21 protein-coding genes are annotated in these 26,956 nt (G+C 73.0%); 7 read left to right on the top strand and 14 right to left on the bottom strand.

What is annotated here, in order from left to right; genetic code table 11:
• Positions 1–50 precede the first annotated feature (50 nt).
• From O7635_RS22850 to O7635_RS22840, 3 genes are read left to right on the top strand one after another with little or no spacing between them, the layout of a single operon-like run.
• Positions 51–1,151 carry a sensor histidine kinase gene (locus tag O7635_RS22850; protein WP_278082499.1) on the top strand — a complete coding sequence of 367 codons (1,101 nt, stop codon included), beginning with the start codon at positions 51–53 and terminating at the stop codon, positions 1,149–1,151.
• The gene (locus tag O7635_RS22845; protein WP_278082498.1) at positions 1,148–1,813 is read left to right on the top strand and encodes a response regulator transcription factor; all 666 of its coding nucleotides are present in this window, start codon (positions 1,148–1,150) and stop codon (positions 1,811–1,813) included. Before O7635_RS22850 ends, O7635_RS22845 begins: the two co-directional genes overlap by 4 nt.
• Before the next feature lie 43 nt (positions 1,814–1,856).
• Positions 1,857–2,954, top strand: a complete 1,098-nt coding sequence (locus O7635_RS22840) for a hypothetical protein (RefSeq protein ID WP_278082497.1) — start codon at positions 1,857–1,859, stop codon at positions 2,952–2,954.
• An 86-nt stretch (positions 2,955–3,040) separates the two neighbouring features.
• Here the strand turns inward: O7635_RS22840 and O7635_RS22835 are convergent, their stop codons facing one another.
• From O7635_RS22835 to O7635_RS22815, 5 genes are read right to left on the bottom strand one after another with little or no spacing between them, the layout of a single operon-like run.
• On the bottom strand, positions 3,041–4,516 hold the full coding sequence (locus O7635_RS22835) for a glycosyltransferase family 2 protein (RefSeq protein WP_278082496.1): 1,476 nt from the start codon (positions 4,514–4,516) through the stop codon (positions 3,041–3,043).
• Positions 4,513–5,169: a PHP domain-containing protein gene (locus O7635_RS22830; protein WP_278082495.1), complete on the bottom strand. Its 657-nt coding sequence runs from the start codon at positions 5,167–5,169 to the stop codon at positions 4,513–4,515. The genes O7635_RS22835 and O7635_RS22830 overlap by 4 nt, the downstream gene beginning before the upstream one ends.
• Entirely contained in the window at positions 5,166–6,125 is a 960-nt protein-coding gene (locus O7635_RS22825) for an ATP-grasp domain-containing protein (protein ID WP_278082494.1), read from the bottom strand. The genes O7635_RS22830 and O7635_RS22825 overlap by 4 nt, the downstream gene beginning before the upstream one ends.
• Complete coding sequence (locus tag O7635_RS22820; RefSeq protein ID WP_278082493.1) at positions 6,122–7,156, bottom strand: PIG-L family deacetylase; 1,035 nt, start codon at positions 7,154–7,156, stop codon at positions 6,122–6,124. The genes O7635_RS22825 and O7635_RS22820 overlap by 4 nt, the downstream gene beginning before the upstream one ends.
• Before the next feature lie 12 nt (positions 7,157–7,168).
• On the bottom strand, positions 7,169–9,553 hold the full coding sequence (locus O7635_RS22815) for a response regulator (RefSeq protein WP_278082492.1): 2,385 nt from the start codon (positions 9,551–9,553) through the stop codon (positions 7,169–7,171).
• A gap of 90 nt (positions 9,554–9,643) precedes the next feature.
• Between O7635_RS22815 and O7635_RS22810 the strand changes: the two genes are divergently transcribed.
• Entirely contained in the window at positions 9,644–10,690 is a 1,047-nt protein-coding gene (locus O7635_RS22810) for a phosphotransferase (protein WP_278082491.1), read from the top strand.
• A 914-nt stretch (positions 10,691–11,604) separates the two neighbouring features.
• Here the strand turns inward: O7635_RS22810 and O7635_RS22805 are convergent.
• The 5 genes from O7635_RS22805 to pstS all read right to left on the bottom strand — a co-directional run bounded on the left by O7635_RS22805 (position 11,605) and on the right by pstS (position 17,627).
• Positions 11,605–12,773, bottom strand: a protein-coding gene (locus tag O7635_RS22805) for an IS3 family transposase (RefSeq protein ID WP_278079640.1) whose coding sequence is annotated in 2 segments (ribosomal slippage) — positions 11,605–12,524 and positions 12,524–12,773 — 1,170 coding nt in all. Because the reading frame shifts where the segments join, the coding sequence is not laid out codon by codon here.
• Positions 12,774–13,548: 775 nt separating this feature from the next.
• On the bottom strand, positions 13,549–14,325 hold the full coding sequence (gene pstB, locus O7635_RS22800) for a phosphate ABC transporter ATP-binding protein PstB (RefSeq protein ID WP_278082490.1): 777 nt from the start codon (positions 14,323–14,325) through the stop codon (positions 13,549–13,551).
• Positions 14,326–14,351: 26 nt separating this feature from the next.
• Positions 14,352–15,401, bottom strand: coding sequence for a phosphate ABC transporter permease PstA (gene pstA / locus O7635_RS22795; RefSeq protein ID WP_278085555.1), 1,050 nt, complete (start codon positions 15,399–15,401; stop codon positions 14,352–14,354).
• A gap of 163 nt (positions 15,402–15,564) precedes the next feature.
• A complete protein-coding gene (gene pstC / locus O7635_RS22790) occupies positions 15,565–16,524 on the bottom strand; it encodes a phosphate ABC transporter permease subunit PstC (RefSeq protein WP_278082489.1) in 960 nt (319 codons plus the stop codon).
• A complete protein-coding gene (gene pstS / locus O7635_RS22785) occupies positions 16,524–17,627 on the bottom strand; it encodes a phosphate ABC transporter substrate-binding protein PstS (protein ID WP_278082488.1) in 1,104 nt (367 codons plus the stop codon). Before pstS ends, pstC begins: the two co-directional genes overlap by 1 nt.
• Positions 17,628–17,783: 156 nt before the next feature.
• Between pstS and O7635_RS22780 the strand changes: the two genes are divergently transcribed.
• The 3 genes from O7635_RS22780 (at position 17,784) to O7635_RS22770 (ending at position 21,159) form a co-directional block, all read left to right on the top strand.
• Positions 17,784–18,344: a hypothetical protein gene (locus O7635_RS22780; RefSeq protein WP_278082487.1), complete on the top strand. Its 561-nt coding sequence runs from the start codon at positions 17,784–17,786 to the stop codon at positions 18,342–18,344.
• A gap of 91 nt (positions 18,345–18,435) precedes the next feature.
• On the top strand, positions 18,436–19,098 hold the full coding sequence (locus O7635_RS22775) for a pyridoxamine 5'-phosphate oxidase family protein (RefSeq protein WP_278082486.1): 663 nt from the start codon (positions 18,436–18,438) through the stop codon (positions 19,096–19,098).
• A 33-nt stretch (positions 19,099–19,131) separates the two neighbouring features.
• The gene (locus tag O7635_RS22770) at positions 19,132–21,159 is read left to right on the top strand and encodes a prolyl oligopeptidase family serine peptidase (protein ID WP_278082485.1); all 2,028 of its coding nucleotides are present in this window, start codon (positions 19,132–19,134) and stop codon (positions 21,157–21,159) included.
• Here the strand turns inward: O7635_RS22770 and O7635_RS22765 are convergent.
• The 4 genes from O7635_RS22765 to O7635_RS22750 are packed head-to-tail and all read right to left on the bottom strand — an operon-like array spanning position 21,148 to position 26,944.
• On the bottom strand, positions 21,148–22,197 hold the full coding sequence (locus O7635_RS22765) for an amidohydrolase family protein (RefSeq protein WP_278082484.1): 1,050 nt from the start codon (positions 22,195–22,197) through the stop codon (positions 21,148–21,150). The genes O7635_RS22770 and O7635_RS22765 overlap by 12 nt on opposite strands.
• A complete protein-coding gene (locus tag O7635_RS22760) occupies positions 22,197–23,111 on the bottom strand; it encodes a carbohydrate kinase family protein (protein WP_278082483.1) in 915 nt (304 codons plus the stop codon). The genes O7635_RS22765 and O7635_RS22760 overlap by 1 nt, the downstream gene beginning before the upstream one ends.
• Entirely contained in the window at positions 23,108–24,394 is a 1,287-nt protein-coding gene (locus O7635_RS22755) for an alpha-glucosidase/alpha-galactosidase (RefSeq protein ID WP_278082482.1), read from the bottom strand. Before O7635_RS22755 ends, O7635_RS22760 begins: the two co-directional genes overlap by 4 nt.
• Positions 24,395–24,436: 42 nt before the next feature.
• Entirely contained in the window at positions 24,437–26,944 is a 2,508-nt protein-coding gene (locus tag O7635_RS22750; RefSeq protein WP_278082481.1) for a DUF4832 domain-containing protein, read from the bottom strand.
• Positions 26,945–26,956 lie beyond the last annotated feature (12 nt).

Raw genomic sequence — 26,956 nt, 5'->3', positions numbered from 1 at the left:
CGGTCTCGCGACCGATGACCGGGCGCCGGGCCGACACGTACGTTCGTGGCATGTCCTGTCCTCCCCTCCTGCGCTGGGTCGACGTCGTGGTCGCGGTCGCGATGGCCGGCGGGCTCGGTGCGCTGATCGTCGTCGTGGGCCCCGACTCCACGGTTCCGCTCGCCGCCGCGCTCGCGCTGGCCGCGGCCCAGGCCAGCACCGTCCTGTGGATGCGCCGCGCGCCGGAGATCGCGATGATCACCGCGCTCACGGCCGGCGCCGGGCTCCAGGCGCTCGCGCCGCACGTCGGCTGGCTCGGGCTGGCGGCGGCGCCGCTGAGCTACTACGCATGGCTGCGGCCGCCGCGGGTGTCGCTGTGGGCGCTTGCGGTGCTGGTCGGGCTGTCGCCGTGGACGCTGGTCACCGGGGGCTGGCGCGACCTGATGCTGGCGGTCTTCGCGTCGGGCTTCGGCTGGGCGTGGGGCGAGCTGGGCCGCACCCGCGTGATCCGGCGGAACGAGGAACGCCGGCGCATCATCGACGCGGAGCGGGCCCGGATCGCGCGGGAGCTGCACGACGTGGTCGCCCACACGGTGTCGGTGATGCTCCTGCAGGCCGGCGCCGCCGCCGACGTCTTCGACACCCGCCCCGACAAGGCTCGCGCGGCGCTCGACACGATCCAGGACGCCGGGCGTACGGCGCTCGACGAGCTCCATGCCATGCTGCGCACGATGCGCCCCTCCGACACTGAGTCCTCCCGGGCGCCGCAGCCGGGGCTCGACCAGCTCGACTCGCTCGCCCGCACGCTCACCGCCACCGGCCTGCGGGTCGCGGTCGACCGGAGCGGCGCCCCGGCCCGGCCGGTGCCGCCGGACGTGGAGCTGTCCGCGTACCGGATCGTGCAGGAGTCGTTGACCAACAGCCTGCGGCACGGCGGGGCGCGGCGGGCCGACGTCCGGCTCCGGTTCTCGGCCGCCGAGCTGCGGGTCGAGATCGTCGACGACGGCCGACCGGGCGCCGGCGTCACCGCCCGCCGCGGCGGCGGTGACGGCCACGGCCTGACCGGGATGCGCGAGCGGGCGCGGCTGCTCGGCGGCACGCTGGACGCGGGGCCACTGGCCGACGGCGGCTTCCAGGTCTCGGCCCGCCTGCCCCTGCGGGCGGCGGCATGACGATCCGGGTGGTGGTGGTCGACGACCAGCACGCCGTCCGCGAAGGGCTCGTGCTGATCGTCGACGCCCGCGACGACCTGTCGGTGGTCGGCGAGGCCGCCGACGGCCACGCGGCGGTCGCGGTGGCCGAGGAGAAGCGGCCGGACGTGGTGCTGATGGACGTCCGGATGGACGGCATGGACGGCATCGAGGCGACGCGGCGCATCGTCGCGAGCGGCAACCCGGCGAAGGTGGTCATGCTGACGACCTTCGACCTGGACGAGCACGTCTACGCCGCGCTCCAGGCGGGCGCGAGCGGCTTCATGCTCAAGAGCATGCGCCCGACCGAGATAGCCGACGGCATCCGCGCGGTCGCCCGCGGCGACGCGATGCTCGCGCCACCGGTCACCCGCCGCCTGCTGGACCGGTTCGCGGGCCAGGCCGCGGCACCGCCGGCGCTGGCGGGGGCGCTGGGCCAGCTGAGCGCGCGGGAGCAGGAGGTGCTGACGCTGGTGGCCCGGGGCCGCTCGAACACGGAGATCGCCGAGACGCTCTTCCTGAGCCTGGGCACGGTCAAGACCCACGTCTCGGCCATCCTGACGAAACTGGGCCTCCGCGACCGCCTGCAGGCAGCGGTCTTCGCCTACGAGAGCGGCCTCGTCCGCCCCGGCGCCCCGAGCTGACGATCAGCGCCCGCGCCGTCGATGGGCGTGCGAGGCTCGGGTGGTGGGGTGGACGCGGCGGTCGGTGGGTGGGTTGGCCGTCGGGGCTGTGGTGGCGGCCGTCCTCGGGGTTGGTGGGCGGACGCCGCGGGACGAGGCCCTCGGGTTTCTGCGGCGGATGATGGACCTGCGTGTCACCGGGTCCACGCCGCGGCTCGCGCGGAGTTATCTCGGCGGGGCGCTCGGGGCGCGGGGGTTCACCGACGCGACCACCTACGACAACGCGGTGATGCTGCACGCGTTTCTGGCCGCCGGTGACGAGCGACGGGCCCGGGTGCTGGGTGACGGGTTGGTCGCCGCACAGGCCGCCGACCCCGCCGCCGACGGGCGGGTCCGGGCCGCCTACAGTCCCGATCCGCCGTTCACGACCGCCACCAACGCCGCCAGTGATGTGGGGGCCGTCGCGTGGGCCGCGCATGCCCTCGCCACGCTCGGCGGCGGTGGCTATCTCGACGCCGCCGTCGCCATGGGCGAGTGGGTCGAGCGGACCGCGCGGGACACCCGCGGCGCCGGCGGCTACACCGGCGGGCTCCGGGCCGACGGCACGCCGCTCACGTGGAAGGCGACCGAGCACAACACCGATCTGGTGGCCCTCTTCGAACGGCTGGCGGCCGGCGACGGGAAATGGCGCGAGCGGGCCGACGCCGCCCGCGGGTTCGTCAGCTCCATGTGGGACGGTGACCACTTCCACACCGGCACCGACGTCGACGGTGTCACGCCCAACCGCGCCTTCGTCCCCGCGGACGCGCAGACCTGGACATATCTCGCCCTGCGCGACGACCGCTTCGCCGCGTCCCTCGACTACGCCGCCCGCGAGATGTCCGCGGTGGACGGACCCTACCGCGGCATCTCGTCCCGGCAGGGCGTGCACGACCAGGTGTGGTTCGAGGGCACCGCCCACCTCGCGCTGGCCCGGCGACTGCGTGGCGACCCGGATCCCGCGCTCCTCGACACCATCGAGAAGGTCCAGCGGGCGCACGGCCCCGGAGTCCTGGCGGCGTCCCGGGACGAGGCGACGACCGACCACTACGCCTCGCTGCACACCGGCGCCACCGCCTGGTACCTGCTCGCCGCCGCCGGCGTCAACCCGCTAGCCCCATAGCCAGATCCGGCCGGCCGCTAGCAGCGCCACGAACAGCAGGCAGAGCAACGCCTTCCAGAGCAGGCGCCGCTCGTACGCCACGAAGTTCATCGGACCAGCACCTTGCCGCTCTTCTCGGTCTTGTCCCAGCGCATCTCCGCGCCGCGCAGCTGATTGAGGTACGCCGTCGCCGTCACCGCGCACAGCAGCGAGCCGTAGCCGCCGAGGTAGAGGAGCACCGGCGCGAGCCAGCCGACGAACCGCCGCCCCTCGACCACCTTGGCGAGATAGGAGACGAGCATCGAGGCGGCCACCCAGGCGTACGTGAAGACGATCACCGCCTCCGCGACCCCGCGCCCCGGTGAGGTGCCGAGGGCGTCCCACACCTGGGTCGCCGCCCACCGCAGCGGGCCGGTGAACAGCGCGTAGGCGATCTGGGCCAGCGCCACCAGGCCCGGGAACAGCAACGCCTGCGGCCACACCCGGCGCGCCGTCGACGGGTCGACCGACAGCACGAACGTCGTGGTGAACACGAACGCCAGGCCCGTGCCGACCCAGAGCACCTCGAACGCCCGGGCCGCCAGGTCGGCGTCGGTGTAGTGGAGCGTGAGCAGCCCGGCCGCCGCCAGCACCATCAGCACCGGCTGCAGCAGCAGGCCCCACCAGATGACGCCGAACGCGATGCCGCCCAGGCCGCCGTTGGCCCGCGTAGGCCGGAACCAGACGCGGCGGTAGTGCCAGGTGACCTGCAGGTTGCCGCGGGCCCAGCGCAGCCGCTGTTTCCACAGCGCGCGGATCCCGCCCGGCTCCTCGGCCAGCACCGTCGCGTGTGGCTCGAAGAGCACCCGGTGCCCGGCGAGCTGCGTGTCGAACGTGGTGAACGTGTCCTCGGCCAGCGACGTGGTGTCGATCCGGCCGCCGATGGCCTCCAGGTTGGCCCGCGTGTGCAGCTGGGCGCCGCCGGCCAGGCAGGCCAGCACGCCCAGCACGTTCTGGCCACGGCGGGCGGCCGCCTGGGCCGCGATGTACTCGAAGCCGATGAACCGGTTGACCGCCGTGCCGGGATGGCTGCCCTCCCGGATGTACGCGGTGACCGCGCCGACCGCCGGGTCCGCGAGGTGCCGGGCCAGCAGGGTGACGGAGTCCGGCGCGTAGATGACGTCGGCGTCCATGATGAGCAGCGCCTCCATCCACGAGTCCGCGAGCACGTGGGCCAGGCCGTGGTTGAGCGTGTGCGACTTGCCCTCACCGCCCTTCTCGCGGCGCAGGTGCACGACCCGGCCCGGGTACTCCCGCGCCGCCGCGGCCAGCACCGCCGGCGTGTCGTCGGTGCTCGCGTCGTCGACGACGTAGACCCGCAGCCGGGTGGGCGGGTAGTCCAGCGCCATCAGCCGGTCGATGGAGGCGCGCAGCACGGGCGCCTCGTTCCAGGCGGGCACGAGCACCGCGATGTTGGGCTGGAACGGGCCCCACCGGTCGTAGTGGTGCCGCCAGCCGTGCAGCGCCGCCAGCAGGATCTGGTAGGCGCCGGCCACCACCGGGACCAGGCCCGCGAACACGAACGCCAGGAGGACGACGCTCACGGCCCGTAGACGCCCACGTCGGCCGCGCGGTGGCTGTCGGTGCTGGTCACCACCGTCACGCCGGCGGCCCGGAACGCCGCCACGGCCGCGGGGCCCGGGCACCGCCACTTCTCGTTGACCTCGACGACCGTGCCGGTGTCGCGCGCGGTCGCGGCGAGCAGCGCGAGGTGGTCCGCGCCGACCTCGTCCTCGTCGATCCCCATCTTGGGCAGCAGGCTGAACAGGTGGGCCAACTGCGCCCAGGGCGTACGCCGCATCGCCGCGACCGTGGCGCCCACCAGCACGTCGATCGCCGCCGCCGGCGGCAGCCGGACCGACTCCGGCGGCACCGGACCGTCCGGCCCCGGAAACTGGTGGTCCGCGATCAGCACCCGGTCGAGCGGGGGCAGGTTCGGCGGGAGGTCCAGGCGGCCGGTGGCGTCGAGGAGCTTCGCCTCGACCCCGCACAGCACGGTGACCGGGCTGGTCGCGGCCGCCCGGCGGACGTCGGCCACGTAGTCCGGCACCCAGGTCGTGGCCCGGCGGACGTGGTCGGAGATGCAGACGACCCGCACCCCGCGCGCCGCCGCGGCGGCCAGGTTGTCGTCGACCGTGTCGACCGCGTCGTCCGACCAGCGCGAGTGCACGTGATGGTCCTCGAGCGGCGCCGTCACACCGTCACCAGCTCCGTCGCGCCCAGGAACCGCTCCTCCAGGAAGCGCACCATCGTGACGGGGCGGTGCGGGACCGCGTCGGGCAGCTCGCCGCCGAGCACCGCGTCCAGGCAGAGCAGTGGCATGTCGACGCCACTGTGGATGGTCAATGGCATCGCTCCGGAGAACCGCGGGTTGACCTCCAGGAGCGCCGCCCGGCCGGACCGGTCCCGGCGGCACTGGACGTTGGCGACCAGGCTCAGGCCGACGGCCGCGAACACCCCGCGGGCCAGCGCGTCGAGCTCCGGGTCGTGCAGCGTCTCGCCGGCCACGGAGACGCCGGAGTCGACCCGGGTGCGCCGGCGCGGCACGACGGAGACCACCCGGCCTTCGACGTCGGCCAGCACGTCCAAGGAATATTCGTCGCCGGGCAGGTGCTCCTGCACGATCAGCGCCTCGTCGGGCGGCCCGAGCGCGTCGGGCTCGGTGACGAGCCGGACGCCGCGGGAGCCGCTGCCCCGGCGGGGCTTGAGGATGACCGGGAACTCCCAGGCGGCCGGGTCGAACGCCGCCGAGAGCATCTCCGTCCGTGGCGTGTGGACGGTCGCGGCGCACCGCCGGGCCAGCGCGAGCTTGTCCAGCGTGCACTCCAGCGCCGGCGTGCCGGTCAGTGCGAGCCGCACGCCGATGTCGCGGAAGATGCCGCGGGCGCCGGCCAGCGGCAGCAGCTCGTCGTCGACGGTGGGCACCACCACGTCGACCCGCTCGCGCCGGCACAGGTCCAGCAGCTCGGGCACGAACGACGGCGCGGCGCCGGCGGGCACCAGCGCGCGGTCGTCGACGAGATAGAGACCGGCCGCGTAGGGGTCCATGTCGGCCGCCACCGGCGTCACGCCCGGCACCCGGCTCAACGAGCGGATCACGGCGATGCCGGCCGGCCCGCCCGCCCCGGTGACCAGCACCCTCGTCGGTGTCATCGCTCCTCCACCACGGGCATCGCGTCGGTGCGGTCCCGCACCACCTCGAGCGGCTCGGTGTAGCGACCCCCGCCGTAGCGGGACCAGTAGCGGGCGGTCGCCACGATCACCTCGGACTCGAGGTAGTCGCGGGTCTTGACCTGTGAGCCGAAACAGGCCAACAGGTCGAGCTTGCGTTCGACGTAGTCGTCGATGCCCACGAACCGGTTGGGCTTGAAGTCCACAGTGGCCGACGGGCTCTGGTAGCACGCGATCGTCGGCACCTTGCGGGCCGCGACCATCGTCGCCTGGTGCACCGCCCGGTGGTCCTGGTGCAGGTCGTGGAACGAGTGCACGTAGACCGTCTGCGGACGGACCTCCTCGATGACCCGCTGGACCGCGCTCAGCGTCGGGTCGTTGACCGGCAGCCGGGTGTCCTCGCCGTCCTCCAGGAACAGCCGGGCGCCGAGCATCCGGGCGGCCGCCCGGGACTCGTCCTCGCGGGTGGCGGTGGTGCCGCCGCGGGCACCCCGGGTCAGCGTGACGATGGCGATCTCGTCGCCGCGGGCGGCGTGGGCGCTCAGCAGCCCGCCGACCCCGATCTCGACGTCGTCCGGGTGCGCGCCGACGGCCAGGACCACGTGCCGCGCGGCGGCCGCCGCCTCCCGGGCGGTCCGGCCGAGGTCGGTCACCACCCGCAGGAGCTCGGCCGGGTCCAGCGGCTTGCGCAGGAACTCGGCGGCCTGACCGCGCAGCGCCTCCACGGCGTAGTCGAGGCTCGGGTGGGCGGTCACCACGACGACCGGCTGGTCCGGCCGCGCGGCCCGGATGCGGGTCAGCAGTTCCAGCCCGGTCATGCCGGGCATCTCGACGTCGGTCACCACGACGTCGACGCCGTCGAGCGACCGCAGCGCCGTCTCGGCGTCGCCCGCGGTCGCGACGTCCATGCCGCCGCGCCGATCGAGGACGTCGCGCATGAACAGCAACGCGTCCGGATCGTCGTCGATCAGCAGCGCCCGCAGCGGCTTCGCGTCGCCGTCAGTCCCCCGCACGGGACCAGTTTGTCATGCTTCGTTCAGGTCGGTCCGGCCTTTGACCAGGCTTTGGAGCACAGGCTCGACCCGGGCGTACGCGTCGCGGATCCGCCCGGCGGCCGCCTCGTCGAGCCGTCCGGCGCGGGCCGCCGCACACAGGTCGGCACAGGCCGCGGCCAGCTCGTCGGCGCCGATGTTGGCGGCCGCGCCCTGCAGCTTGTGCGCGCACGCCGCCACCGCCGGCAGGTTGCACCGGTCGACCGCGTCGAGCAGGTCTCCGGGGCCACGGGCGAGGAACGAGCCGACGAGCGCGGTGACGAGCGGGGCGGCGTCGGGGTCGCCCCCGGTCACCTGGTCGAGCCGGCGCAGCACCGCCGCCCGCACCGGGTCGGCCGGCGCCCAGCGGTCCAGTGCCGCCCGCAGCGCGTCCGGCGTCACGGGCTTCGTGAGGTAGTCGACCATCCCGGCCGCGAGGCACCGGTCGCGGTCCGCGGCCGCGGCGCTGGCGGTCAGCGCGATCACCGGCGTTGCCCGGTTGGGCCCGTCCCGGCCGCGGAGCGCGACCGTCGCGTCGTACCCGTCGAGCTCCGGCATGTGCCCGTCCATCAGGATCGCGTCGTAGCGGCGCCGCGCGGCCCGGGCGAGCGCCGCCGCGCCGTCCCCGGCCACGTCGACGGTCCACCCGAGCCGGGTGAGGATCGCCACCGCCACCTCCTGGTTGATCTCGTTGTCCTCGGCCAGCAGGACGTGCCCACGCTCGCCGGCCGCCACCGCGGCTGCCCGGGCTGCGGGGGCCGCCGGTGCCGGCGCGGGACGCGCCCCCAGCGCCGTCACGAGCGCGTCGTAGAGGACCGACCGGCGCACCGGCTTGGTCAGCGACGCGGCGATCCCGGCGGCCGCCGCCTCCTCGGCATCCACGCCCGCCATCGAGGTGCAGAGCACCACCGCCGGCTGGGGCAGGTCGGCGTCGGCGCGGATCCGGCGGACCAGCTCCAGCCCGTCCATGCCCGGCATCGCGCCGTCGACCACCGCCAGGTCGTACGGCGTGCCGACGCGGGCCGCGGCCCGCAGCTCGGCCAGCGCGTGCTCGCCGGAGTCCACCGCCTCGGCGCTGGTCCGCCAGATGGTCAGCTCGGAGACCAGCACCAGCCGGTTGGTGGCGTTGTCGTCGACCACGAGGACCCTGGTGCCCGCCAGGTCGCCCCGGACGGGCGCGGCGCGGGGCGCCTCCGGCAGCGGCAGCTCGCACCAGAAGACGCTGCCGACCCCCGGTGTGCTGTCGACGCCGATCCGGCCGCCCATGCCGGCCACGAGCTGGCGGGAGATGGCCAGGCCCAGCCCCGTGCCGCCGTACCGCCGGGTGGTCGACGAGTCGGCCTGGGTGAACGCGTCGAACATGCGTTCCTGGTCGGCCTCGGCGATGCCCACACCGGTGTCCCGCACCTCGAAGCGCACCCAGCCGTCCGCGGCCGGCTCCGCGCTGAGCACGACCTCGCCCTCGGCGGTGAACTTGACCGCGTTGCCGACGAGGTTGACCAGCACCTGCCGGAGCCGGCCGGCATCGCCCCGGCGCGTGGGCGCCAGCGCCGGGTCCCGGTTGCTGAGCAGGTCGAGCCGCTTGGCGTCGGCCCGCCCGGCGACGATCTCCACGACGTTGTCGACCAGGTCGTCGAGGTCGAACCGGGCGTCCTCGAACTCGATGCCGCCGGACTCCAGCTTGGAGAAGTCGAGGATGTCGTTGATGACGGTCAGCAGGGCCTCGGCGGCCAGCGCGATCCCGTCGACGTAGCGCCGCTGCGTCTGGTCGAGGGTGGTGTCCTTCAGGAGCCCGGAGAGGCCGATGACCCCGTTCATGGGCGTACGGATCTCGTGGCTGACCGTCGCCAGGAACTCCGACTTGAGCCGGGAGGCGGCGACCGCCTCGTCGCGGGCCGCGCGCAGGGCTTCCTCCACCTGGCGACGCACCGTGATGTCGCGCAGGAACGCGTTGTGCGCGAACCGCCCGCCGCCCGGCACCGACCAGATCGTCGCCTCGATGGGCACCATCCGGCCGTCGCGGTGCCGCACCTCCTCCTCCATCGGCGGCCCCACGGTGTCAGCCTCGCCGCGGCGGGCGGCCTCGGCCATCTCGCGGTGCCGGTCGACCTCGCCCGGCGCGGCGAGCAGCTCGGCGTCCCGACCGACCATCTCGGACCGGGTCCAGCCGAAGGTCCGCTCGGCGCTGCGGTTCCACTCGGTCAGGACACCGTTGTCGTCGGCGCTGATGAACGGGTCGCGGGCCGTGTCGATCAGCAGGCGCAAGGTGCGCTCGGCGCGGCGCTGGCGACGCAGCAGCACGGACAGCAGCGCGACGACGGCTGCGAGGGCGATCAGCAGCACCAGCACCACGATCGCCTCGGCGGTGGTCACGCTCATGATGGTCACCGTATGTGTCGATCACCGGACGGTTCGCGGACATCGCCGGAATCCTCGGTCGACCACTGCCCTCGCTATCCTGTTTTCAGCATGATCGACTCCCCTCACCCCCGCTTCGCTGACGAGACGCTGCGGGCCTGGCGGGTTACGCCGCGCCGCGCGGACGGGCTCCTCGAGTCGCGATCGGGCGCGGGCGTCCGTCCGGTCACGACCGCCGCGGGGGCGGCCGCCTACGCCAAGCTCGTGCCGGCCGCGCTCGGCCCGGACGCACTCGCCGCGGCCCGCCGCGAACTGCGCTTCTACCGCGAGCTGGCACCGACCGCGCCGGTGCGCACCCCGGCGCTGCTGGATCACGTCGACACCGCGGCCGGCGTGGCCTTGCTACTGGCGGACGCCGGCCGGACCCGCGACGTCCGCACCTGGACGATCGACATGTGGGCGTCGCTGGGCCGCGACCTGGCGGCTCTGCACACGTCACCGTCCACGCCGGGCTGGATCGCGCCAGACCTGTCGGCCGCCGACCCGGGCTGGGCGACGCCGGACGTGTCGGCCGCGGACCCAACTTCTCCGGGATGGGTCGCGCCGGACCCGTCGGCCGCGAACCCGGCCCCGCCGAGCTGGGCAGTCCCGGACCCGTCGGCCGCGAACCCGGCCCCGCCGAGCTGGGTCGCGCCGGACCCGTTGGGCGCTGCCCTGGCCGCGCCGGACCTGGCGGCGATCCGCGCGTTCTGGGCCGAATCGTTGCCGGGGCTGGACGATCTCGTGGCACGGCTGCGCGCCGCCGCACCGGGGCGACCCTCGGCCTTGATCCACGGCGACTGCCACACCGAGAACATCACCGTGGTCGACGGCGCGCTGATCTTCTGTGACTGGCAGTCGGCGGGCCTCGGCCGGCCGGCGACCGATCTGGCGTTCGTCAGCGTGCGCGCCACCCCGGCCGGCGTGACCATGCCGGACGCGTTCCTCGACGCCTATCCGAGCTCGGATCCCGTGGGGCTGCGCCGCGCGGTGCTGACCGAGGAGCTCGCCACGCTGGTGTTCCTGTGGCCGCCGTTCGCTGCGTACAACAGCCAGGAGGGCGTCGCCCGCGTCCGGGCGCGCGGCGCATCGCTCGCGCGGCGGTGGCGGGGTCGATAGCGGCCGTTCACGTAGTCCTCGTCCCCACGGAAGATCCTCTGTGCCGACTCGTACCCGATGCGGCGTCGCCGGGTCCGGTCGCTTGAGCTACGCCGCGCTGCGGTAGCTCTCGGGCGTGCTCCGCCGCTCGTCCCTGTTGCACGACCCGGGCGGGCGGCGATGAAACACATAAGACGAGGCCGACCGCGACCGAGATGCCGAAGGATAACAAACACAAACCGATCAAAGAATGTCATCCGCACCGCTCAGGCAGAAGATCTGCATTCGAGGTGCGGCGATTCGGAGGCTGGCCCAGCGATCGGCGAAGAGGCATACGGATAACGGCCGCGGTCCCGACGCCGCGTGGCGTTTCCGCCCTTCGCGACGCGCACAGGCTCAATGGCATGCTCGGGTCCGAGCGCCCCCGCCCATGTAGGCCACGCCCGCGCGCCCGCCGAGGCCGACCGCCCGTCACAGGCCAGCGCCCGAAGACCACCGGAAAAACCGGGGCGGGAGCGCCGCGTCAGAGTCGACCACCCGAACACTTCCAGCGAACCCGCGCCAAAGGCGCCGCCCGAACGCCGCTGGCAAGCCCGCGCGGAGGCCACCGCTCGAACATCATCGGAAGAACCCCCGCCGGAGCGCCGCGTCAGAGGCGACCGCCCGAACCCCGCCAGCAAGACCCGCACTCGCGCGCCCGGCTCGAAGGCCACCGCCTGACGCCGCCAGCAAGGGCCGCGAGCCGAGCACCTCCCTAGCGGCGCCGTCAACAACGGGGTGGAGCGCTCGAAAGACCTCGCCCGCGCCGCCCGTCGGCCAGCCCACAGGGCCCGCACGGCACCGCCCGCACGGCACCGCCGCACGCCACCGCCCGAAGGGCCCGCAGAGCACCGCCTGAGCTTGACCCGGTTTCCCGGACACTTCTGGTGTGGTGATCACGCCGCGGTGGCTAGATCGGTGTGGTGTCGTTCGTAGTCGATCGGGGACAGGTTGCCAAGGGCCGAGTGCCGTCGGCGTGGGTTGTACCAGGCCTCGATCCACTCGAAGATGGCGTTGGCCAGCTCCTGACGGTTGCCCCAAGGTTGGCGGTCGAGGAGCTCGAGCTGCATGGAGCCGAAGAACGATTCGACCAGGCTGTTGTCGTAGCAGTCACCGATCGAGCCCATCGAGCCGAGCAGCCCGGCCGTGCGTAGCCGGTGCCCGAACGCCCAACTGGTGTATTGGGTGCCGTGGTCGGAGTGGACCACGGTCTGTCCGGCCACCGGTCGGCGGCGCCAGCGGGCCATGTCCAGGGCGTCGACGACCAGCTCCGTGCGTAGGTGGTCGGCGATCGACCAGCCCACGACCCGGCGGGCGAACACGTCCAGGACGACCGCGCAGTAGACCCAGCCCTGCCCGGTGCGGTGTTGGGTGATGTCGGTGACCCACAGCGCGTCTGGACGGTTGGCGACGAACCGGCGGTTGACCAGATCCGCTGAGGGTGTGGCGGCCGGATCCCTGACGGTGCAACCCCTTCGCCGCCGCCGATACACCCCTTCGAGGCCGTCGGCGCGCATCAGCCGAGCGACCCGTTTACGGCCGCATCGGACCCCGGCCGCCAGGCGCAGCTCGGCATGGACCCGCGGCGCGCCGTAGCTACCGCGGGACATCTGATGGATCTCGCGGATCGTGCGGGTGAGCGCCTCATCGGCCATCGCCCGCCGGCTGGGCCCACGCCGGCGCCAGTGGTGGAACCCGGCCCTCGACACGCCCAGCACCCGGCAGCACACCGCCACCGGTATGCCGTCGGCGGTGAGCTCTACGACGACCGGGTAGATCATTTTGGGAGGACGTTCTCCCGCGCGAAATAGGCCGCGGCCCGGCGCAGGATCTCGTTCTCCACCTCCAGACGCCGCTTCTCCTTACGCAGCGCGGCCAGCTCCTTGCGTTCCTCGCTGGTCAACCCCTCACGCCTGCCGGCGTCCCGGTCAGCCTGGGCCAACCAGTTACGCAGGCACGACTCGGAGATCCCCAAGCCTTTCGCGACCTGCGCGATCGGCTGCTCCCTCAACCGGGCCAACTCGACCGCACGCTCACGGAACTCCGGCGGGTGTGGTGCAGGCATCCGAACTCCTCCCTCGGCGACAGTCTCGCCTCAGATCAGGTGTCCGGGAAAGCGGGTCAAGCTCAGCCCGCACGCCACCGCCCGCACGGCACCGCCACACGGCACCGCCCGAAGCGCCCGCAGAGCACCGCCCGCACGCCACCGCCACACGGCACCGCCCGAAGGGCCCGCAGAGCACCGCCCGCACGCCACCGCCCGCACGGCACCGCCACACGGCACCGCCCGAAGCGCCCGCAGAGCACCGCCCGCACGCCACCGCCACACGGCACCGCCCGAAGGGCCCGCAGAGCACCGCCCGCACGCCACCGCCCGCACGGCACCGCCGCACGGCACCGCACGAAGGGCCCGCAGAGCACCGCCCGCACGCCACCGCCCGCACGGCACCGCCGCACGGCACCGCACGAAGGGCCCGCAGAGCACCGCCCGCACGCCACCGCCCGCACGGCACCGCCCGAAGAGCCCGCAGAGCAGCGCCTGCACGGCACCGCGTGCACGGCACCGCCCGAAGGGCCCGCGGGGCACCGCGCCCGCAAGGGCAGGCTGCGCCCGCAGGGCAACGCGCCCGCAGGGCACCGCCCGCAGGGCCCGCACGGCACCGCCCGCAAGGCCCGCACGGGACCGCCCGCAAGGCCCGCACGGCACCGCCCGCAGGGAACCGCCGGCAGGGCAGTGCCGCGCGGCAGCGCAGCCCGCTCGCGCGGCACCGCCCGCTCGCGCGGCACCGCCCGCTCGCGCGGCACCGCCCGCTGCAGGCGCGTGGTTCGGGCGGGTGTGATCAGCCGAAGCGGCCCGTGATGTAGTCCTCGGTTTTGCGCTGGCCCGGCTTGCTGAAGATCTTCTGGGTCGTGTCGTACTCGATCAGGCGTCCCGGGTCGCCCGTGCGGTCGATCGAGAAGAATGCCGTGCGGTCGCTGACGCGGGCCGCCTGTTGCATGTTGTGCGTGACGATGATGATCGTGTAGCTGTCTTTCAGCTTGATCATCAGGTCCTCGATCGCCAGCGTGGAGATCGGGTCGAGCGCTGAGCAGGGTTCGTCCATGAGCACGATCTGGGGCTCGACGGCGATGGTGCGGGCGATGCAGAGCCGCTGCTGTTGGCCACCGGACAGGCCCGCGCCGGGCTTGCCGAGGCGGTCCTTGACCTCGTCCCACAGGTTGGCCGAGCGCAGCGCCTTCTCCGCCGCCTCCTGCAGCACCGGCTTGCGCCGGACGCCGTTGAGCCGGAGTCCGGCCACCACGTTGTCGAAGATCGACATGGTGGGGAACGGGTTGGGCCGCTGGAAGACCATGCCGATCATCCGGCGTACGGCCGTGACGTCGACGTCCTTGTCGTAGATGTTCTCGTCGTCGACCGTCACGGAACCCTCGACCCGGGCGCCCGGGAGCACCTCGTGCATCCGGTTGATCGTGCGGAGGAACGTCGACTTGCCGCAGCCGGAGGGGCCGATCAGCGCGGTGATCGTCTTCGGCTCGACGGTGAGGTTGATGGTGTCGATCGCCTTGAACGAGCCGTAGTAGGCGGAGACCCCGTTCGCTTCGACGCGCTTGGCCATGGCTTGCGCACTTTCCGTGACAGATGTCAACGAGCTATTCGGTTGCGCCGGGCGAAGAGCTTGGCGGTGATGGTGAGGATCAGCACCAGTGCGACCAGCGTGAGCGCCGCCGTCCAGGCGCGTGCCGGTGCGAACCGCGAAGCCTCGCTGGCCTGCTGGAACACGAAAAGGGACAGCGACGACTGGTTGTTTTGGAATGGGTTGATATTGACGGCGGAACTGCCGCCTGCCACTAAAAGTACCGGCGCGGTCTCGCCCGCGGCACGTGCTATGGACAACATGATGCCGGTGACGATTCCTGGTAACGCGGTGGGCAGGACGACCCGCAGGATGGTCTTCCACTTGGGCACACCCAGCGCGTACGCCCCCTCGCGCAGGGGCGCCGGCACCAGGCGCAGCATCTCCTCGGTCGAGCGGACGATCGTGGGCAGCATCAGCACGCTGAGCGCCAGCGCCGCCGCGAACCCGGAGAACGCCGGTTGGCCGTCGTTGTAGAGCGGCGTGATGATCAAGACCCAGAAGGAGAGAATGAACAGGCCGGCGATGATCGACGGAATGCCGGTCATCACGTCGACGAAGAACCGGATGAGGAACGTGTAGCGGCCGCGGCCGTACTCGACGATGTAGATGGCCGCCAGGATGCCGAGCGGGATGGTCAACGCGGCGGCGATGGCGACCTGCTCGAGCGTGCCGATGATCGCGTGCACGGCACCGCCGTCCGGGTCGCGGGCGCCGATGTTGTTGAGCGAGGTCGTGAAGAAGTTGAGGTCGAACCGCTCGTAGCCCTTGGAGATCAACGTCCAGACCACCGAGACGAGCGGCAGCAGCGCGAGTACGAACGCCGAGTGGATCAGGGCGCTCCAGGTGGTGTCGCGCGCGGCCCGTCTGCCCTGGAACCGGCGGACGACGACGTAGACGCCGACCAGGTAGAGGGCCAGGCCCATGACCAGCATGAGCACCCAGCCGCCGATGCCCGTGCCGTAGCAGATCGCGGCCGCCACCCCAAGCGCGACGACGGCGATGCCGACGAGCACGAGCGGCGACAGCCGCCGGCCACGCAGCGGCGGGCTCGGCATCGGCGCGGTCGGCGGCGCCTGCGCCGGCGTCATGCGGCGGCCTCCGCCCCGATGCGCAGCGCCTCAGCGGGCGTCATGCCGCAGCCTCCGCCGCGATCGACCGCGGCCCCCGCCGGCGTCATGCCGCAGCCCCCGCCCCGATCGACCGCGGCCTGCGCCGGCGTCATGCAGCGGCCTCCGTGAACTCGCGGCGCCGATAGATGATCGCTCGCGCCGCCACGTTGACCAGCAGTGTGATGGCGAACAGCACGAGGCCCGAGGCGATCAGCGCGGAACGGCCGATCTCGCCGGCCTCGCCGAACCCGTTGGCGATGTTGGCCGCGATCGAGTTGCCGCCGTTCTTGATGATGTTGAATGTGATCTCGTTGATGAAGCCGAGCGTCAACGCGAGCGCGATGGTCTCGCCGAGGGCGCGGCCGAGGCCGAGCATGACCGCGGCGATGACGCCCGGTCGCCCGTACGGCAGCACCGCGGTCCGGATCATCTCCCAGCGGGTCGCGCCGAGCGACAGGGCCGCCTCCTCGTTGGCGGTCGGCGTCTGCAGGAACACCTCGCGGGACAGCGCCGTGATGATCGGCAGCACCATGATCGCCAGCACCAGGCCGCCGAGCAGGAACGAGCGGCCGAACGGGCCCTCGCCGCCGAAGAACGGCAGCCAGCCGAATAATTGGTTGAGCCAGATCGAGAACTCCCGGACCGGCCGGATGAAGACGGTGAACCCCCACAGGCCGAACACGACACTCGGCACGGCCGCCAGCAGGTCGATGAGGAAGCCGAAGGTGGTCGCGATGCGCCGCGGCGCGTAGTGCGACAGGTAGAGGGCGATTCCCAGCGCGACCGGCACGGCCACCACGAGCGCGATCACCGAGGTGACGAGCGTGCCCCAGGCGATCGCCGCGATGCCGAACATCGGCGGCACCTCGTTGGGGAACCACTCCGTCGCGGTGATGAAGTTGGCTTCGTCGGCCCGCAGCGCCGGGATCGCCTTCGTGATCAGGAAGACCGTGATCGCGACGATGATCAGCAGGACCATCGTGCCGGCCGCGAAGGTGAGGGCGCCGAAGACCGACTCCGCGCCGAAACCTCTGCGGCGGGGCAGCCACCCACCGACCGGGCGGCTCATCAGGAGATGTTGTTGACCGAGGACTGCACGCGGCTCTGGACGTTGCCCGGCAGCGGCGCGTAGCCGAGGCCGTTGAGCAGCCCCTGCCCGTCGCCGCTGGCGGTGTAGTCGAGGAAGCCCTTGATCAACGCGGTCCTGTCGGCCGGCCCGCCCTTGCTGCAGACGATCTCGTAGGTCACGAGCACGATCGGGTACGCGCCCTGCGTCGTGGTGGCGTAGTCGATGCTGAGCGTGACGTCGTTGCCGGTGCCGGTGATCTGGGCGCCCTCGATGGTCCTGCTGGCGGCCTCGGGCGTCAGCTCCTGGAACTGGCCGGCGCCGTTCCGGATCCTGGCCATGGTGAGCCCGGCGTTCTCGGCGAACGACAGCTCCATGTAGCCGATCGAGCTGTCGGTGCTGCTCACGGACTGCGCGACGCCGTCGGAGCCTTTGGATCCGGTGCCGCCAGGCGCCTTCCACGCCTGGCCCGACCCGAACGTCCACGCGGACCCGGCGGCCGCCGTCAGATAGGAGGTGAAGTTGCCGGTCGTGCCGGACTCGTCGGACCGGTGCACGGTCTGGATCTGGGACGAGGGCAGCGAGGCGCCGGGGTTGTCGGCCTTGATCGCGTCGTCGTCCCACTGCTTGATGTCGCCGCTGAAGATCCGGGCCAGCGTGGCCGGCGCGAGCTGGAGGTTGTCGACGCCGGAGAGGTTGTACGCGACCGCGATCGGCCCGACGACCATCGGCAGGTTGACCGCCGGGTTGCCACCGCAGCGGCCGTTGGCCTGCGGCTGCTGGGCCGACGTGAGCGCCGTGTCCGAGCCCGCGAAGTCGGCGGTGCCGGAGATGAACGCCTGGACGCCCGCGCCCGAGCCGGACGGCTCGTAGTTGATCGTCGAGCCGCTGCACTGCTGCTGGTAGTTCTTGCGCCACTCGTCCATCGCGTTCTTCTGGGCGGACGAGCCCTGGGCGTTGAGGGTGCCGGTCGCGCAGTTGATCGCCTGCGCCGCGCCGGCGCCCACCGTCGCGTCGGTCTCACCGCCGTCCGAGCCGCACGCGGCGAGCGCGAGAGCCGCGGTCAGCGCCACGGAGACCACGGTGCCGTGCCGCTGGAGCTTCATCCCTGCCACGTTCGCAGTTAAGAGCAGACGCGGACGGGGCCGCCGGGTTTTGGACAAATTGCAACATTCATCGCGTACGCCGTCGGGCTGCCGACTGATCCGTGGCGCCGGCCTCCGCGCTCTCTACCGTGGCGGTCCCCAACGGACGGAGGACCCATGCGATCGATCAGGTTCGCGGTGCCCGTGGTGGCGCTCGTCGCCCTGACCGCCTGCGCCGGCGAGGCGGCCGACCCGACCGCCGCTCCGGCCACCACCGCGGCGGTCGCGACCACGGCCGCCCCCGCCACCCCAGCCTCGCCGGCGGCCGGCTGCGGCTTCCACCGCTTCGAGGACGCGGCCGCGGTGCTGAACGCGCCGATGAACCCCACGCCGCGCACGAAGGAGGTCGAGCCGGACGCCACCGACACCGAGTTCCTCTCGTGCGTCTACTGGACCGCCGACGACACCCGCTACGCCAACGTGGGTCACCGGGCGGCGCTGACGCCGGCCGGGGCCGCCGACAACAAGGGGCAGTTCGCCAGCCAGCGCACCGCGGACGCGGTGGCCATCCCGGGCCTCGGCAGCGACGCCTACTGGGACACCCCCAACGGCCAGATCCTCGTGCTGGTCGGCGACGACCTGCTGCTGATCTCCACGGGCGTCCGGGACGCACCCCAGGACGCGCGCAGTCAGGCCGACACCACGAAGCTGGCGACCCTGGTCGTGGCGCACCTCTGACGCCGATCAGGCGGCATCGCACACGGTGTGCGACCGCCGGCCGCCTCGGATGCGAACCTGCTGGTCAGGGAGCTGGTGGCGGGGAGGCGGCGTGCGGGGTTCCACGGACGTGAGCACTGACCTGGTCGGTGAGCGGCTGCTCCAGGTCGTCTACGGCACCGAGGAACGGGCCCGGCGCTTCTACGACACGCAGCTGCTCGACCACCTCAACCACGCGATGCGGGAGTTCGTCGGCCGCCAGGAGATGATGTTCGTGGCCACCGCCGACCGCGGCGGCAACTGCGACGCGACGTTCCGGGCGGGGCCGCCGGGCTTCGTCGTGGTGCTCAACGAGGGCCAGCTGGCCTGGCCGGAATACCGGGGCAACGGCGTCATGGCCGGGCTCGGCAACATCTCGACCAACCGGCACGCCGGCCTCCTCTTCGTCGACTTCCAGGAGCTCATCGGCCTGCACGTCAACGGCCGGGCGACCATCGTGGAGAACGGCGAGATGCGCGACGCGTACCCCTGGGTGGACGACGCCGGGCGCGCGCCCGAGCGGTGGGTGCGGCTCGACGTCGACGAGGCCTTCATCCATTGCCGCAAGCACATCCCGCGCATGGTCAAGGTGCCCCGCGATCGCAACTGGGGCACCGACAACGTCCGGTCCAAGGGCGGCGACTACTTCGACGCGGCCCGCGACCGGGACCCGGGCGCCCCGCCGCCGGCGCCGGACACCGGACCCCGTCGTTGGTGGCACCGGCTGCGGATCTGAACCCGCGCGGCGGCACGGTGGTAGAAAGGCCCGATGACCGCCAACCCCTTTCTGGACCTCGACGCGTACGTGCGGCTGCCGCGACTGGCCGGGCTGTGGCTCTCCCCCGACGGCCGCCGGCTCGTCGTGGGCGTGGCGACCCCGGACGCCAAGAACGCCCGCTACAGCACGGCGCTGTGGGAGGTCGACCCGAACGGTCAGCGGCCGGCTCGGCGCCTGACCCGCAGTGGCAAGGGCGAAGCGGCGGCCGCCTTCACCCCTGCCGGCGACCTGCTGTTCACCTCGACCCGGCCCGGCGCCGAGGGCGAGGACGACGACGACGCGGGGCCGGCGCTGTGGCTGCAGCCCGCCGGCGGCGGCGACGCGCGGGTGATCGCCAAGCCGCCCGGCGGCATCCAGGGCGTGGTGGTCAGCGCGAGCGGAACGGTGGTGGCCGGCGCCGCGCTCCTGCCCTCGGCCGACCTGGCGGGCGACAAGGAGCTCCGCACCCGGCGCAAGGAGGCCGGCGTCTCGGCGATCCTGCACGAGGAATATCCGGTCCGGTTCTGGGACCACGACCTCGGTCCCGACCGGCCGCGCCTGCTCGCCGCCGACCTCGCCGCCGACCTCGGCACCGACGACGCGGACCTCACCCTGCGCGACCTCACCGGCTACGCCGGCCGCGCGCTGGGTGACGAGGGCGAGTGGGACGTCGCGCCGGACGGCCGCACCGTGGTCACCACCTGGACGGTGGCCGAGCGGGGCGGGTCCGAACGGGTCACGCTCGTCGCGATCGACGTCGCCACCGGCGAGCGGCGCGTGCTGGCCGACGACGCCGACCACGAGTACGGCGCGCCGCGCGTGTCGCCCTCCGGCGAGGAGGTGGCGGTCGTCGTGCGCCGCCGGTCCACTCTGGACGTGCCGGAGGACGCGTGGCTCGCCGTGCTGCCGGTGGCCGGCGGACCGGCGCGGGACCTGACCCGGGCCTGGGACCGGCTGCCCGGCAGTCCACGGTGGACTCCGGACGGCGCGGCGCTGGTGGTGGCGGCCGACGACCAGGGCCGTGCGCCGCTCTGGCGGGTCGACGGCGCGACCGGGGCCGTGACCCGGCTGACCGACGACGACGGCGCCTACACCGACGTCCGGATCTCGCCCGACGGGGCCTGGGTCTACGCGCTGCGCAGCGCGATCAACAGCCCGCCCGGGCCGGTCCGGGTCGCGCTGGACGGGGCCGGCGGCGCCCCGGAGCCGCTGCCCGGTCCGCCCGGCGCCACGCTGTCCGTGCCCGGCCGGCTGACCGAGGTGACCGCGACCGCCGTCGACGGCACACCGCTGCGGGCCTGGCTCGCGCTGCCGGCCGACGGCCCGGCGGCGCCGCTGCTGCTATGGATCCACGGCGGCCCGGTCGGCTCGTGGAACTCGTGGACGTGGCGGTGGAACCCGTGGATCGCGGTGGCGCACGGCTACGCGGTGCTGTTGCCCGACCCGGCGCTGTCCACGGGATACGGGCAGGGCTTCATCGAGCGCGGCTGGGGTGACTGGGGCGACGCGCCGTACACCGATCTGCTGGCCCTCACCGACGCCGCGCAGGAGCACGCCGCCGTCGACGGGACCCGGACCGCGGCGATGGGCGGCTCGTTCGGCGGCTACATGGCCAACTGGATCGCCGGGCACACGGACCGCTTCGCCGCGATCGTCACGCACGCGTCGCTCTGGGCGCTCGACCAGATGATGACGACCACCGACGCGCCGTTCTTCTGGGAGCGCGAGCTCACCCCGGAGCGCCTCGAAGCCAACTCGCCGCACCGGTTCCTCGACAACGTCACGACGCCGATGCTGGTCATCCACGGCGACAAGGACTACCGCGTCCCGATCGGCGAGGCGCTGCGGCTCTGGTGGGACCTGCTGTCGCGGTCGGCCGACGACGACGGCGCGACCCCGCACAAGTTCCTCTACTTCCCGGACGAGAACCACTGGATCCTCAAACCCGGCAACGCCCGGATCTGGTACGAGACCGTGCTGGCCTTCCTGGCGACCCACGTGCGAGGCGAGAAGTGGCAACGCCCGGAGCTACTGGGGTGACATGACCCGGAGCGCGTTGGTGGCGTAGACGCGCGGCAGGATCTCGGGTGGCAGGCCGATCGCCGAGATGTCCCAGCGCCCCTGGGGTGGCACGGCTTCGCCGGGGGCGTACGGGAAGCACTCGTCCTCGGTCTCCAGGAACCGCCACCACAGCTCGTAGGCCGCGCGGGTCGGCGGGAAGGCGTCCGAGCCGAAGAGGACCCGGTCCGGGTGCGCGAGGATCAGCCGGCGGGTCGCGCGCGGCTGGCGGCCGAGCTCGGCGAGGCGGCCGCCGAGGTCGATGTGGAAGTTCGCGTGGCGGGTCAGCATCCCGTCGACCCAGGCCAGGTCCTCGGCGGCGCAGCCGGCGTGCGCGCCGACGAAGGTCGTGCCGGGCGCCCGGGCGACCACCGCCTCCAGCGCGGCCATCAGGCGGTCGAAGCTCGGGTAACCCGGCGCGCCGAACCACCAGTCGGGGTTGGCGGCCAGCTCCTCGAGCCGTTCGTTGCGGGCGTCGAGCGGGGCGAAGAACGCGATCGGGTCCGCCGTGTGGATCAGCACCGGCAGGCCGAGCTCGCCCGCGGCCGCGAACACGTCGGACAGGCGCGGGTCGTCGGGCAGCACCTTCGCGCCGCTCGCGTCGGTCACCGTGAGGCCGAGGTCCTTCCAGACCTTGACGCCGCGGGCGCCGGCGTCGCGGGCGCGGCGCAGGCCGGCGATCAGCTTGCCGGTCGGGTCGGGGCCGTGCAGAAGCGACCAGTCGAGATGGCAGAAGGTCACGAACCGATCGGGGTACGCCCGGTCGAGGCGGGCGAGGTTGGCGTCGAGCTCGACGTCCCAGCGGCCGTCGAGGTTGACGATCGTGCGGACGCCCACCTCGTCCATCAGGTCGATCAGCGCCGGGACGTCGGGCGCCAGCCAGTCCCCGTCGCCCAGCCACCGTCCGAGGTGGTTGTGCACATCGACGGCCGGCACCGCGGCCCGCGGCACGTGGGTCAGCTCGCGGCGGATGGCCGCCACGGGCGTGTAGTCCCGCAGTCGCAGGTCGGCCAGGCTCATCACAGCGCTCCGCGGGCTTCGTCGAGGGTCGGTTGGGCGGCGGTGCCGCCGGCGGACCGGGTGGAGAGGGCGCCGCAGGCGGCGGCCAGGCGCAGGCTCGACCCGAGGTCCCGCCCGGCCAGGCGCGCCGCGAGGAAGCCGGCGTTGAAGCTGTCGCCCGCGCCGACCGTGTCGACCGGCGCCGCGGGCAGGCCGGGCACGCGCGCCGGGCCGTCAGCCGTCCAGGCCAGCGCGCCCTCCGCGCCGCGCTTGACCACGACGATGCCGGGCGTCAGGGCGGCGAGGGACCGGGCCGCCGCGGCCACGTCGGTGGCGCCGGTCAGGGCCAGCGCCTCCGCCTGGTTAGGCAGGAAGACGTCCGTGTGCGCGAGCGTGGCCGCGACGCCGGCGCGGTCCCACCCACCCGACGGGTCGTCGTTGGTGTCCAGCGACGTGGTCGTCCCGGTGGCACGCAGGGCGGCGAACCACGCCGGCAGGCCGGCGGCCAACCGCGGCTGCAGGAAGTAGGAGCCGACGTGGACGTGCCGGGCGCCGGCGGCGTCCACATCGGACGTGTCCAGCAGCGGCAGGCAGCCGGGCGCGGTGAGGATCGCGCGATCGTCGCCGCAGGCGAGCACCACGGTCAGCGCCGTCGGCGCCGACGGGTCCACGACGCAGCCCGCGACGTCGACGCCGCGCTCGCGCAGGGCGTCCAGGCAGAACCGGCCCGCCGGGTCCGCGCCGACCCGGCCCACGAAGGCGGTGCGCAGGCCGAGCCGTGCCGCGCCGCAGGCAGTGATCGCGGCGGAGCCGCCCAGCGTCAGCGCGCCGCCGGCGACCAGCCGCTCCAACTGCCCGTAGGGCAGCGCGGCCGGCGCCCCCGAGAGCACGACGTCGGGGTTCGCGTCCCCGACGACGAGCAGGTCGGCCGTCATGCCCGCAGCGCCTCGGGCAGCAGGTCGCCGTGGGCCTCCGTGAGCGCGTCGCACATCGCCCAGATCGCGTCGAGGGTCAGCGACGCCGCGGTGTTCGGGTCGACCATCGCGGCCTGGCGGACGAGCCGGGGGTCACCGGTGACCGCCGCGGCGACGGTGAGCTCGCCGACGCTGGCGTAGGGGCGGTTGACGGCGGCGAGCTGCGGTGGGAGGTCGCCCATCGGCTGCGGCCGGGCGCCCGTCGCGTCGACGACCGCCGGCACCTCGACCGCGAAGCCGTCGGGCAGGTTGCCGATCAGGCCGCGGTTGGCCACGTTGGCCACGATCCGCCGCGGCGTGCCGGTGACCATGCTGTGGATGACCTGCGGCGCGTACTCCGTCGCGTCCCGGCGCAGCTCGACCGGCCCCGGATCGGCGCGGGTGGCGGCGTAGACAAGCAGGTTGTCCTCGGAGATGCCCAGGTAGGCGCCGACCGGGATGCGCAGCCGTGCGATCTCCGCGTCGTGGCGCAGGTACCACGGCACGTACTCGGCGGAGTGCTCGCTGGTCTCGGTCGGGTAGTAGCCGAGCCGCCGGTAGAGGTCGACGCGGACGCGGCGGCGCAGCTCGGGGTCGGCCGCGATCGCCTCGTCCAGGGCCGGGTAGAGGTCGGCGCCGTCCCGCTCCCAGCGCAGGATCCACGCCTGGTGGTTGACGCCGGCGCTGTCGTAGGACACCTCCTCGAACGGCACGCCGATCAGCTCGCAGAGGCCGTGCACCGTCCAGTGGACGGAGTGGCAGAGGCCCAGCACCCGCAGCCGCGGCGCCACCCGGGCCAGGTAGGTGACGTTCATGGCCATCGGGTTGGTGTAGTTGAGCAGCCAGGCGTCGGGACACAGCTCGGCCATGTCGGCGGCGATGCCGGCCAGCACCGGGAACGTGCGCAGCCCGCGGAAGATGCCGCCGACGCCGATCGTGTCGCCGATCGTCTGGCGCAGCCCGAACCGGGCGGGCACGTCGAAGTCGGTGCGGGTGGCCGCGTACATGCCGACCTGGATGGTGTTGATCACGAAGTCGGCGCCGTCGAGCGCGGCCCGGCGGTCGGTCGTCGCTCGGACCTCCGGGCGGGCGCCGCTGGCCTCGGCGACCCGGGCGGCCAGGGCCGACGCGGTCTCCAGCCGTTCGTTGTCGATGTCGTGCAGGACGATGCGGGCGTCGGCCAGCTCCGGGAAGGCGAAGATGTCGGTCAACAGCTCGCGGGTGAAGACGACGCTGCCCGCGCCGAGAAAGACGATGGTGGTCAACTGTCCTCCGTGGATCCGACGCGGCCAGCGTCGCGGTCGTGCTTACTGGAAGGTGATGTGGTCGATGGTGATGGTCGAGCTGCCGCCGTACCAGAAACCCATCGCGAGCTGCGACGGCGAGTTGCGGTTGATGCCGTTCGCCGCCATGGGAATCCTGATGTCCTGATAGGCCGTGGTGATGACGGGGCGCGCACCACCGTCCAACGTGAAGTCCCCGAACACCTTGGTCGCGCCACCCAAACTCAGGTTGAAGTGGCTCTGCTCTCCCCCGGCGGCGCCCTTGACCCGCACCACCAGATAGGTACGGGACGAGAGGTCCACGCCGACGTCCGAGCCGAACCAGCCACAGTTGTTGTAGCGCAGGCTCAACGCCCCACCGCTGACCACACCCGAACCGCCGCCGTCCAGGAAGCAGTTGCCACCCGTCCACTTGCCGAGGTCATTCTGTGACGGGTAGGCCGGTGTGCCGTCGAAGTTGTCCAACACCAACCCGGTCGGCGGAGGCGGGGTGGCATCGGTGGTGACGGTGACCGTGTTGCTGGCCGCCGACCGGTTCCCCGCCGCGTCGCGGGCCCGCACCGTGTAGCTGTAGGCGGTGGACGGGGTGCGGCCGGTGTCCGTGAACGAGGTGCCCGTCGGGCTGCCGACCAGGGTCGTGCCGCGGAACACCTCGTAGCCGGTCACCCCGACGTTGTCCGTGGCGCCTGTCCACGACAGCGACACCGACGTGTCGGTCCTGGCCGGCGACGACAGCGTCGGCGCGCTCGGCGCCGTGCAGTCACCGGAGCACCCGGTCGTCGTGGCCGACACGGTGGCGGAGGGTCCGGACACGTTGCCGGCCGCGTCGACGGCCCGCACCGAGTACTGGTAGGTCTGTCCCGGCGAACGGCCCGTGTCGGTGAAGGACGTGCCGGTGACGGTGCCGACCTGGGTGCCGCCGCGCCAGACCTGGTAGCCGGTCACCCCGACGTTGTCGGTGGCGCCCGTCCACGACAGCGACACCGACGTGTTCGTCACCCCCGACACCGCGAGACCCGTCGGCGCCGACGGCGCGGCGCAGTCGCCGGAGCACGATCCGACCGTGACCGAGGAGGCCAGCACGTTGTAGCCCTTGGCCGCGTCCCAGGTGCCCGTGTTGGCCAGCCGGATCGAGTAGTCCGGCCGCGACTGCAGCGCGGCCACCGGATCCGGCAACCACAGCGCCAGCTTGTAGGCGCCCGCCGCCGCGCCGCCCGGCACGGTGACGTTCGCGGTCACCGTCGCCGGGCCGGCGAGCCAGCTGCGCGGGTCGACGCCCGACAGCGGCAGGTTGTAGCGGTTGGTGCCGTTGTCGAGCACGAGATAGACGGGTCGCGTCTTGACCAGCCCCGACCAGCCGTCGTTGTGGAGGCGCGCCGTGAAGCTCAGGGCGCCACCGGGCGCGACGGTCGTCGGGAACGTGGCGTCCAGCAACCGCAACCGATAGCCCAACTTACGCTTGATCCGCACGAAGCAGGTCTCGGCCGGGTCGTTGCCGCCGGCCGCCAGCGTCGTCGCCTTCCACTTGTCGGTGTTGACGGCCGCGTAGTCCTCGTTGATCTCGGTGAAGTTGAGCTTCTGCATCTCGGTCTGCGCGTTGACACAGGCGGCGTCGTTGTAGCCGTCGGCGCCGCAGGTCTCCCCGCCGACCATCTTGTTGTGCCCGGCCGACGTGGCCAGGTCGTACATCCACTGCTTCTTCTGCTCGATGGTGTACCAACCCATCCAGGACGGGTTGTCGTAGGTGCCCATGTCGTTGTAGTCGGCCAGGAAGCAGTCGTTGTGGAACCCGATGCGGTCCCGCTGCGCCTGGGTCAGCGTGCAGCCGGTCGGCACGACGCACGACGTCGGGTCGACGACCTCCTTGATGTAGATGGGATAGCGCATCGCCAGCGGGACCGTGGCCGGGGTGGTGTCGGCGATCCGCTTCATGATGCGGTAGCGGGCCGGCGCCTCCTCGACCGCCGACGGGTTGGTGAGCCCGCCGGTGTGCCACTCACCCCACGCCCCGAGATAGCCGACCTCCAGGTGCAGCACCACGTCGGCATTGGCGGCGATGACGGCGTTGAGCGCTTCGATGTGCGCGAGGATCCGCGCCTCGTCGACACTGACATAACCGTCCCAGGTGTACGCCGGCCGCAGCACCGCCTTCATGCCGGCGGCCCGCACCGCGGCCAGCCCGGAGGCCAGGTTGTCCAGCAGCGCCTGCGGCAACGGGGCGGTCCGGTACTTGTCGAGGTGCACGTAGCTGTGGATCAGCCGGTTGCCGTTGGCCCGCGCGCGGGCGAACGTCCGGTCCAGCAGGTCCGGGTTGAAGCCCGGGATCGTGGCGGCGTTGACGTAGTCGTTGACCGCCGGGTCGTTGATGATCTCGTAACGGTTGTGGTAGCCGCGTTCCGGGTTGGGGAACGCGGTGGCGAGATCGGCCTGGTAGGTGACGGTGGCGGCCTGCGCCGGAGCGCCGGCCGCCACCACACCCAGGCCCGCGATCAGCGTCGTCACGGCGAGCAGCCGCAGCGTGCGAGCGAGCATGATGGCCTTCCC

It is taken from the genome of Asanoa sp. WMMD1127 (assembly GCF_029626225.1).
Lineage (GTDB): Bacteria > Actinomycetota > Actinomycetes > Mycobacteriales > Micromonosporaceae > Asanoa.
This window is presented reverse-complemented; position numbering and strand designations above follow the sequence as displayed.

Bases quoted from the DNA above. Each gene is read 5' to 3' on its own strand.
- O7635_RS22850 (WP_278082499.1), top strand. From the start codon at position 51: ATGTCCTGTCCTCCCCTCCTGCGCTGGGTCGACGTCGTGGTCGCGGTC.
- O7635_RS22845 (WP_278082498.1), top strand. From the start codon at position 1,148: ATGACGATCCGGGTGGTGGTGGTCGACGACCAGCACGCCGTCCGCGAA.
- O7635_RS22825 (WP_278082494.1), bottom strand. From the start codon at position 6,125: ATGACACCGACGAGGGTGCTGGTCACCGGGGCGGGCGGGCCGGCCGGC.
- O7635_RS22815 (WP_278082492.1), bottom strand. From the start codon at position 9,553: ATGAGCGTGACCACCGCCGAGGCGATCGTGGTGCTGGTGCTGCTGATC.
- O7635_RS22810 (WP_278082491.1), top strand. From the start codon at position 9,644: ATGATCGACTCCCCTCACCCCCGCTTCGCTGACGAGACGCTGCGGGCC.
- pstB (WP_278082490.1), bottom strand. From the start codon at position 14,325: ATGGCCAAGCGCGTCGAAGCGAACGGGGTCTCCGCCTACTACGGCTCG.
- pstA (WP_278085555.1), bottom strand. From the start codon at position 15,401: ATGCCGAGCCCGCCGCTGCGTGGCCGGCGGCTGTCGCCGCTCGTGCTC.
- pstC (WP_278082489.1), bottom strand. From the start codon at position 16,524: ATGAGCCGCCCGGTCGGTGGGTGGCTGCCCCGCCGCAGAGGTTTCGGC.
- pstS (WP_278082488.1), bottom strand. From the start codon at position 17,627: ATGAAGCTCCAGCGGCACGGCACCGTGGTCTCCGTGGCGCTGACCGCG.
- O7635_RS22780 (WP_278082487.1), top strand. From the start codon at position 17,784: ATGCGATCGATCAGGTTCGCGGTGCCCGTGGTGGCGCTCGTCGCCCTG.
- O7635_RS22770 (WP_278082485.1), top strand. From the start codon at position 19,132: ATGACCGCCAACCCCTTTCTGGACCTCGACGCGTACGTGCGGCTGCCG.
- O7635_RS22765 (WP_278082484.1), bottom strand. From the start codon at position 22,197: ATGAGCCTGGCCGACCTGCGACTGCGGGACTACACGCCCGTGGCGGCC.
- O7635_RS22760 (WP_278082483.1), bottom strand. From the start codon at position 23,111: ATGACGGCCGACCTGCTCGTCGTCGGGGACGCGAACCCCGACGTCGTG.
- O7635_RS22750 (WP_278082481.1), bottom strand. From the start codon at position 26,944: ATGCTCGCTCGCACGCTGCGGCTGCTCGCCGTGACGACGCTGATCGCG.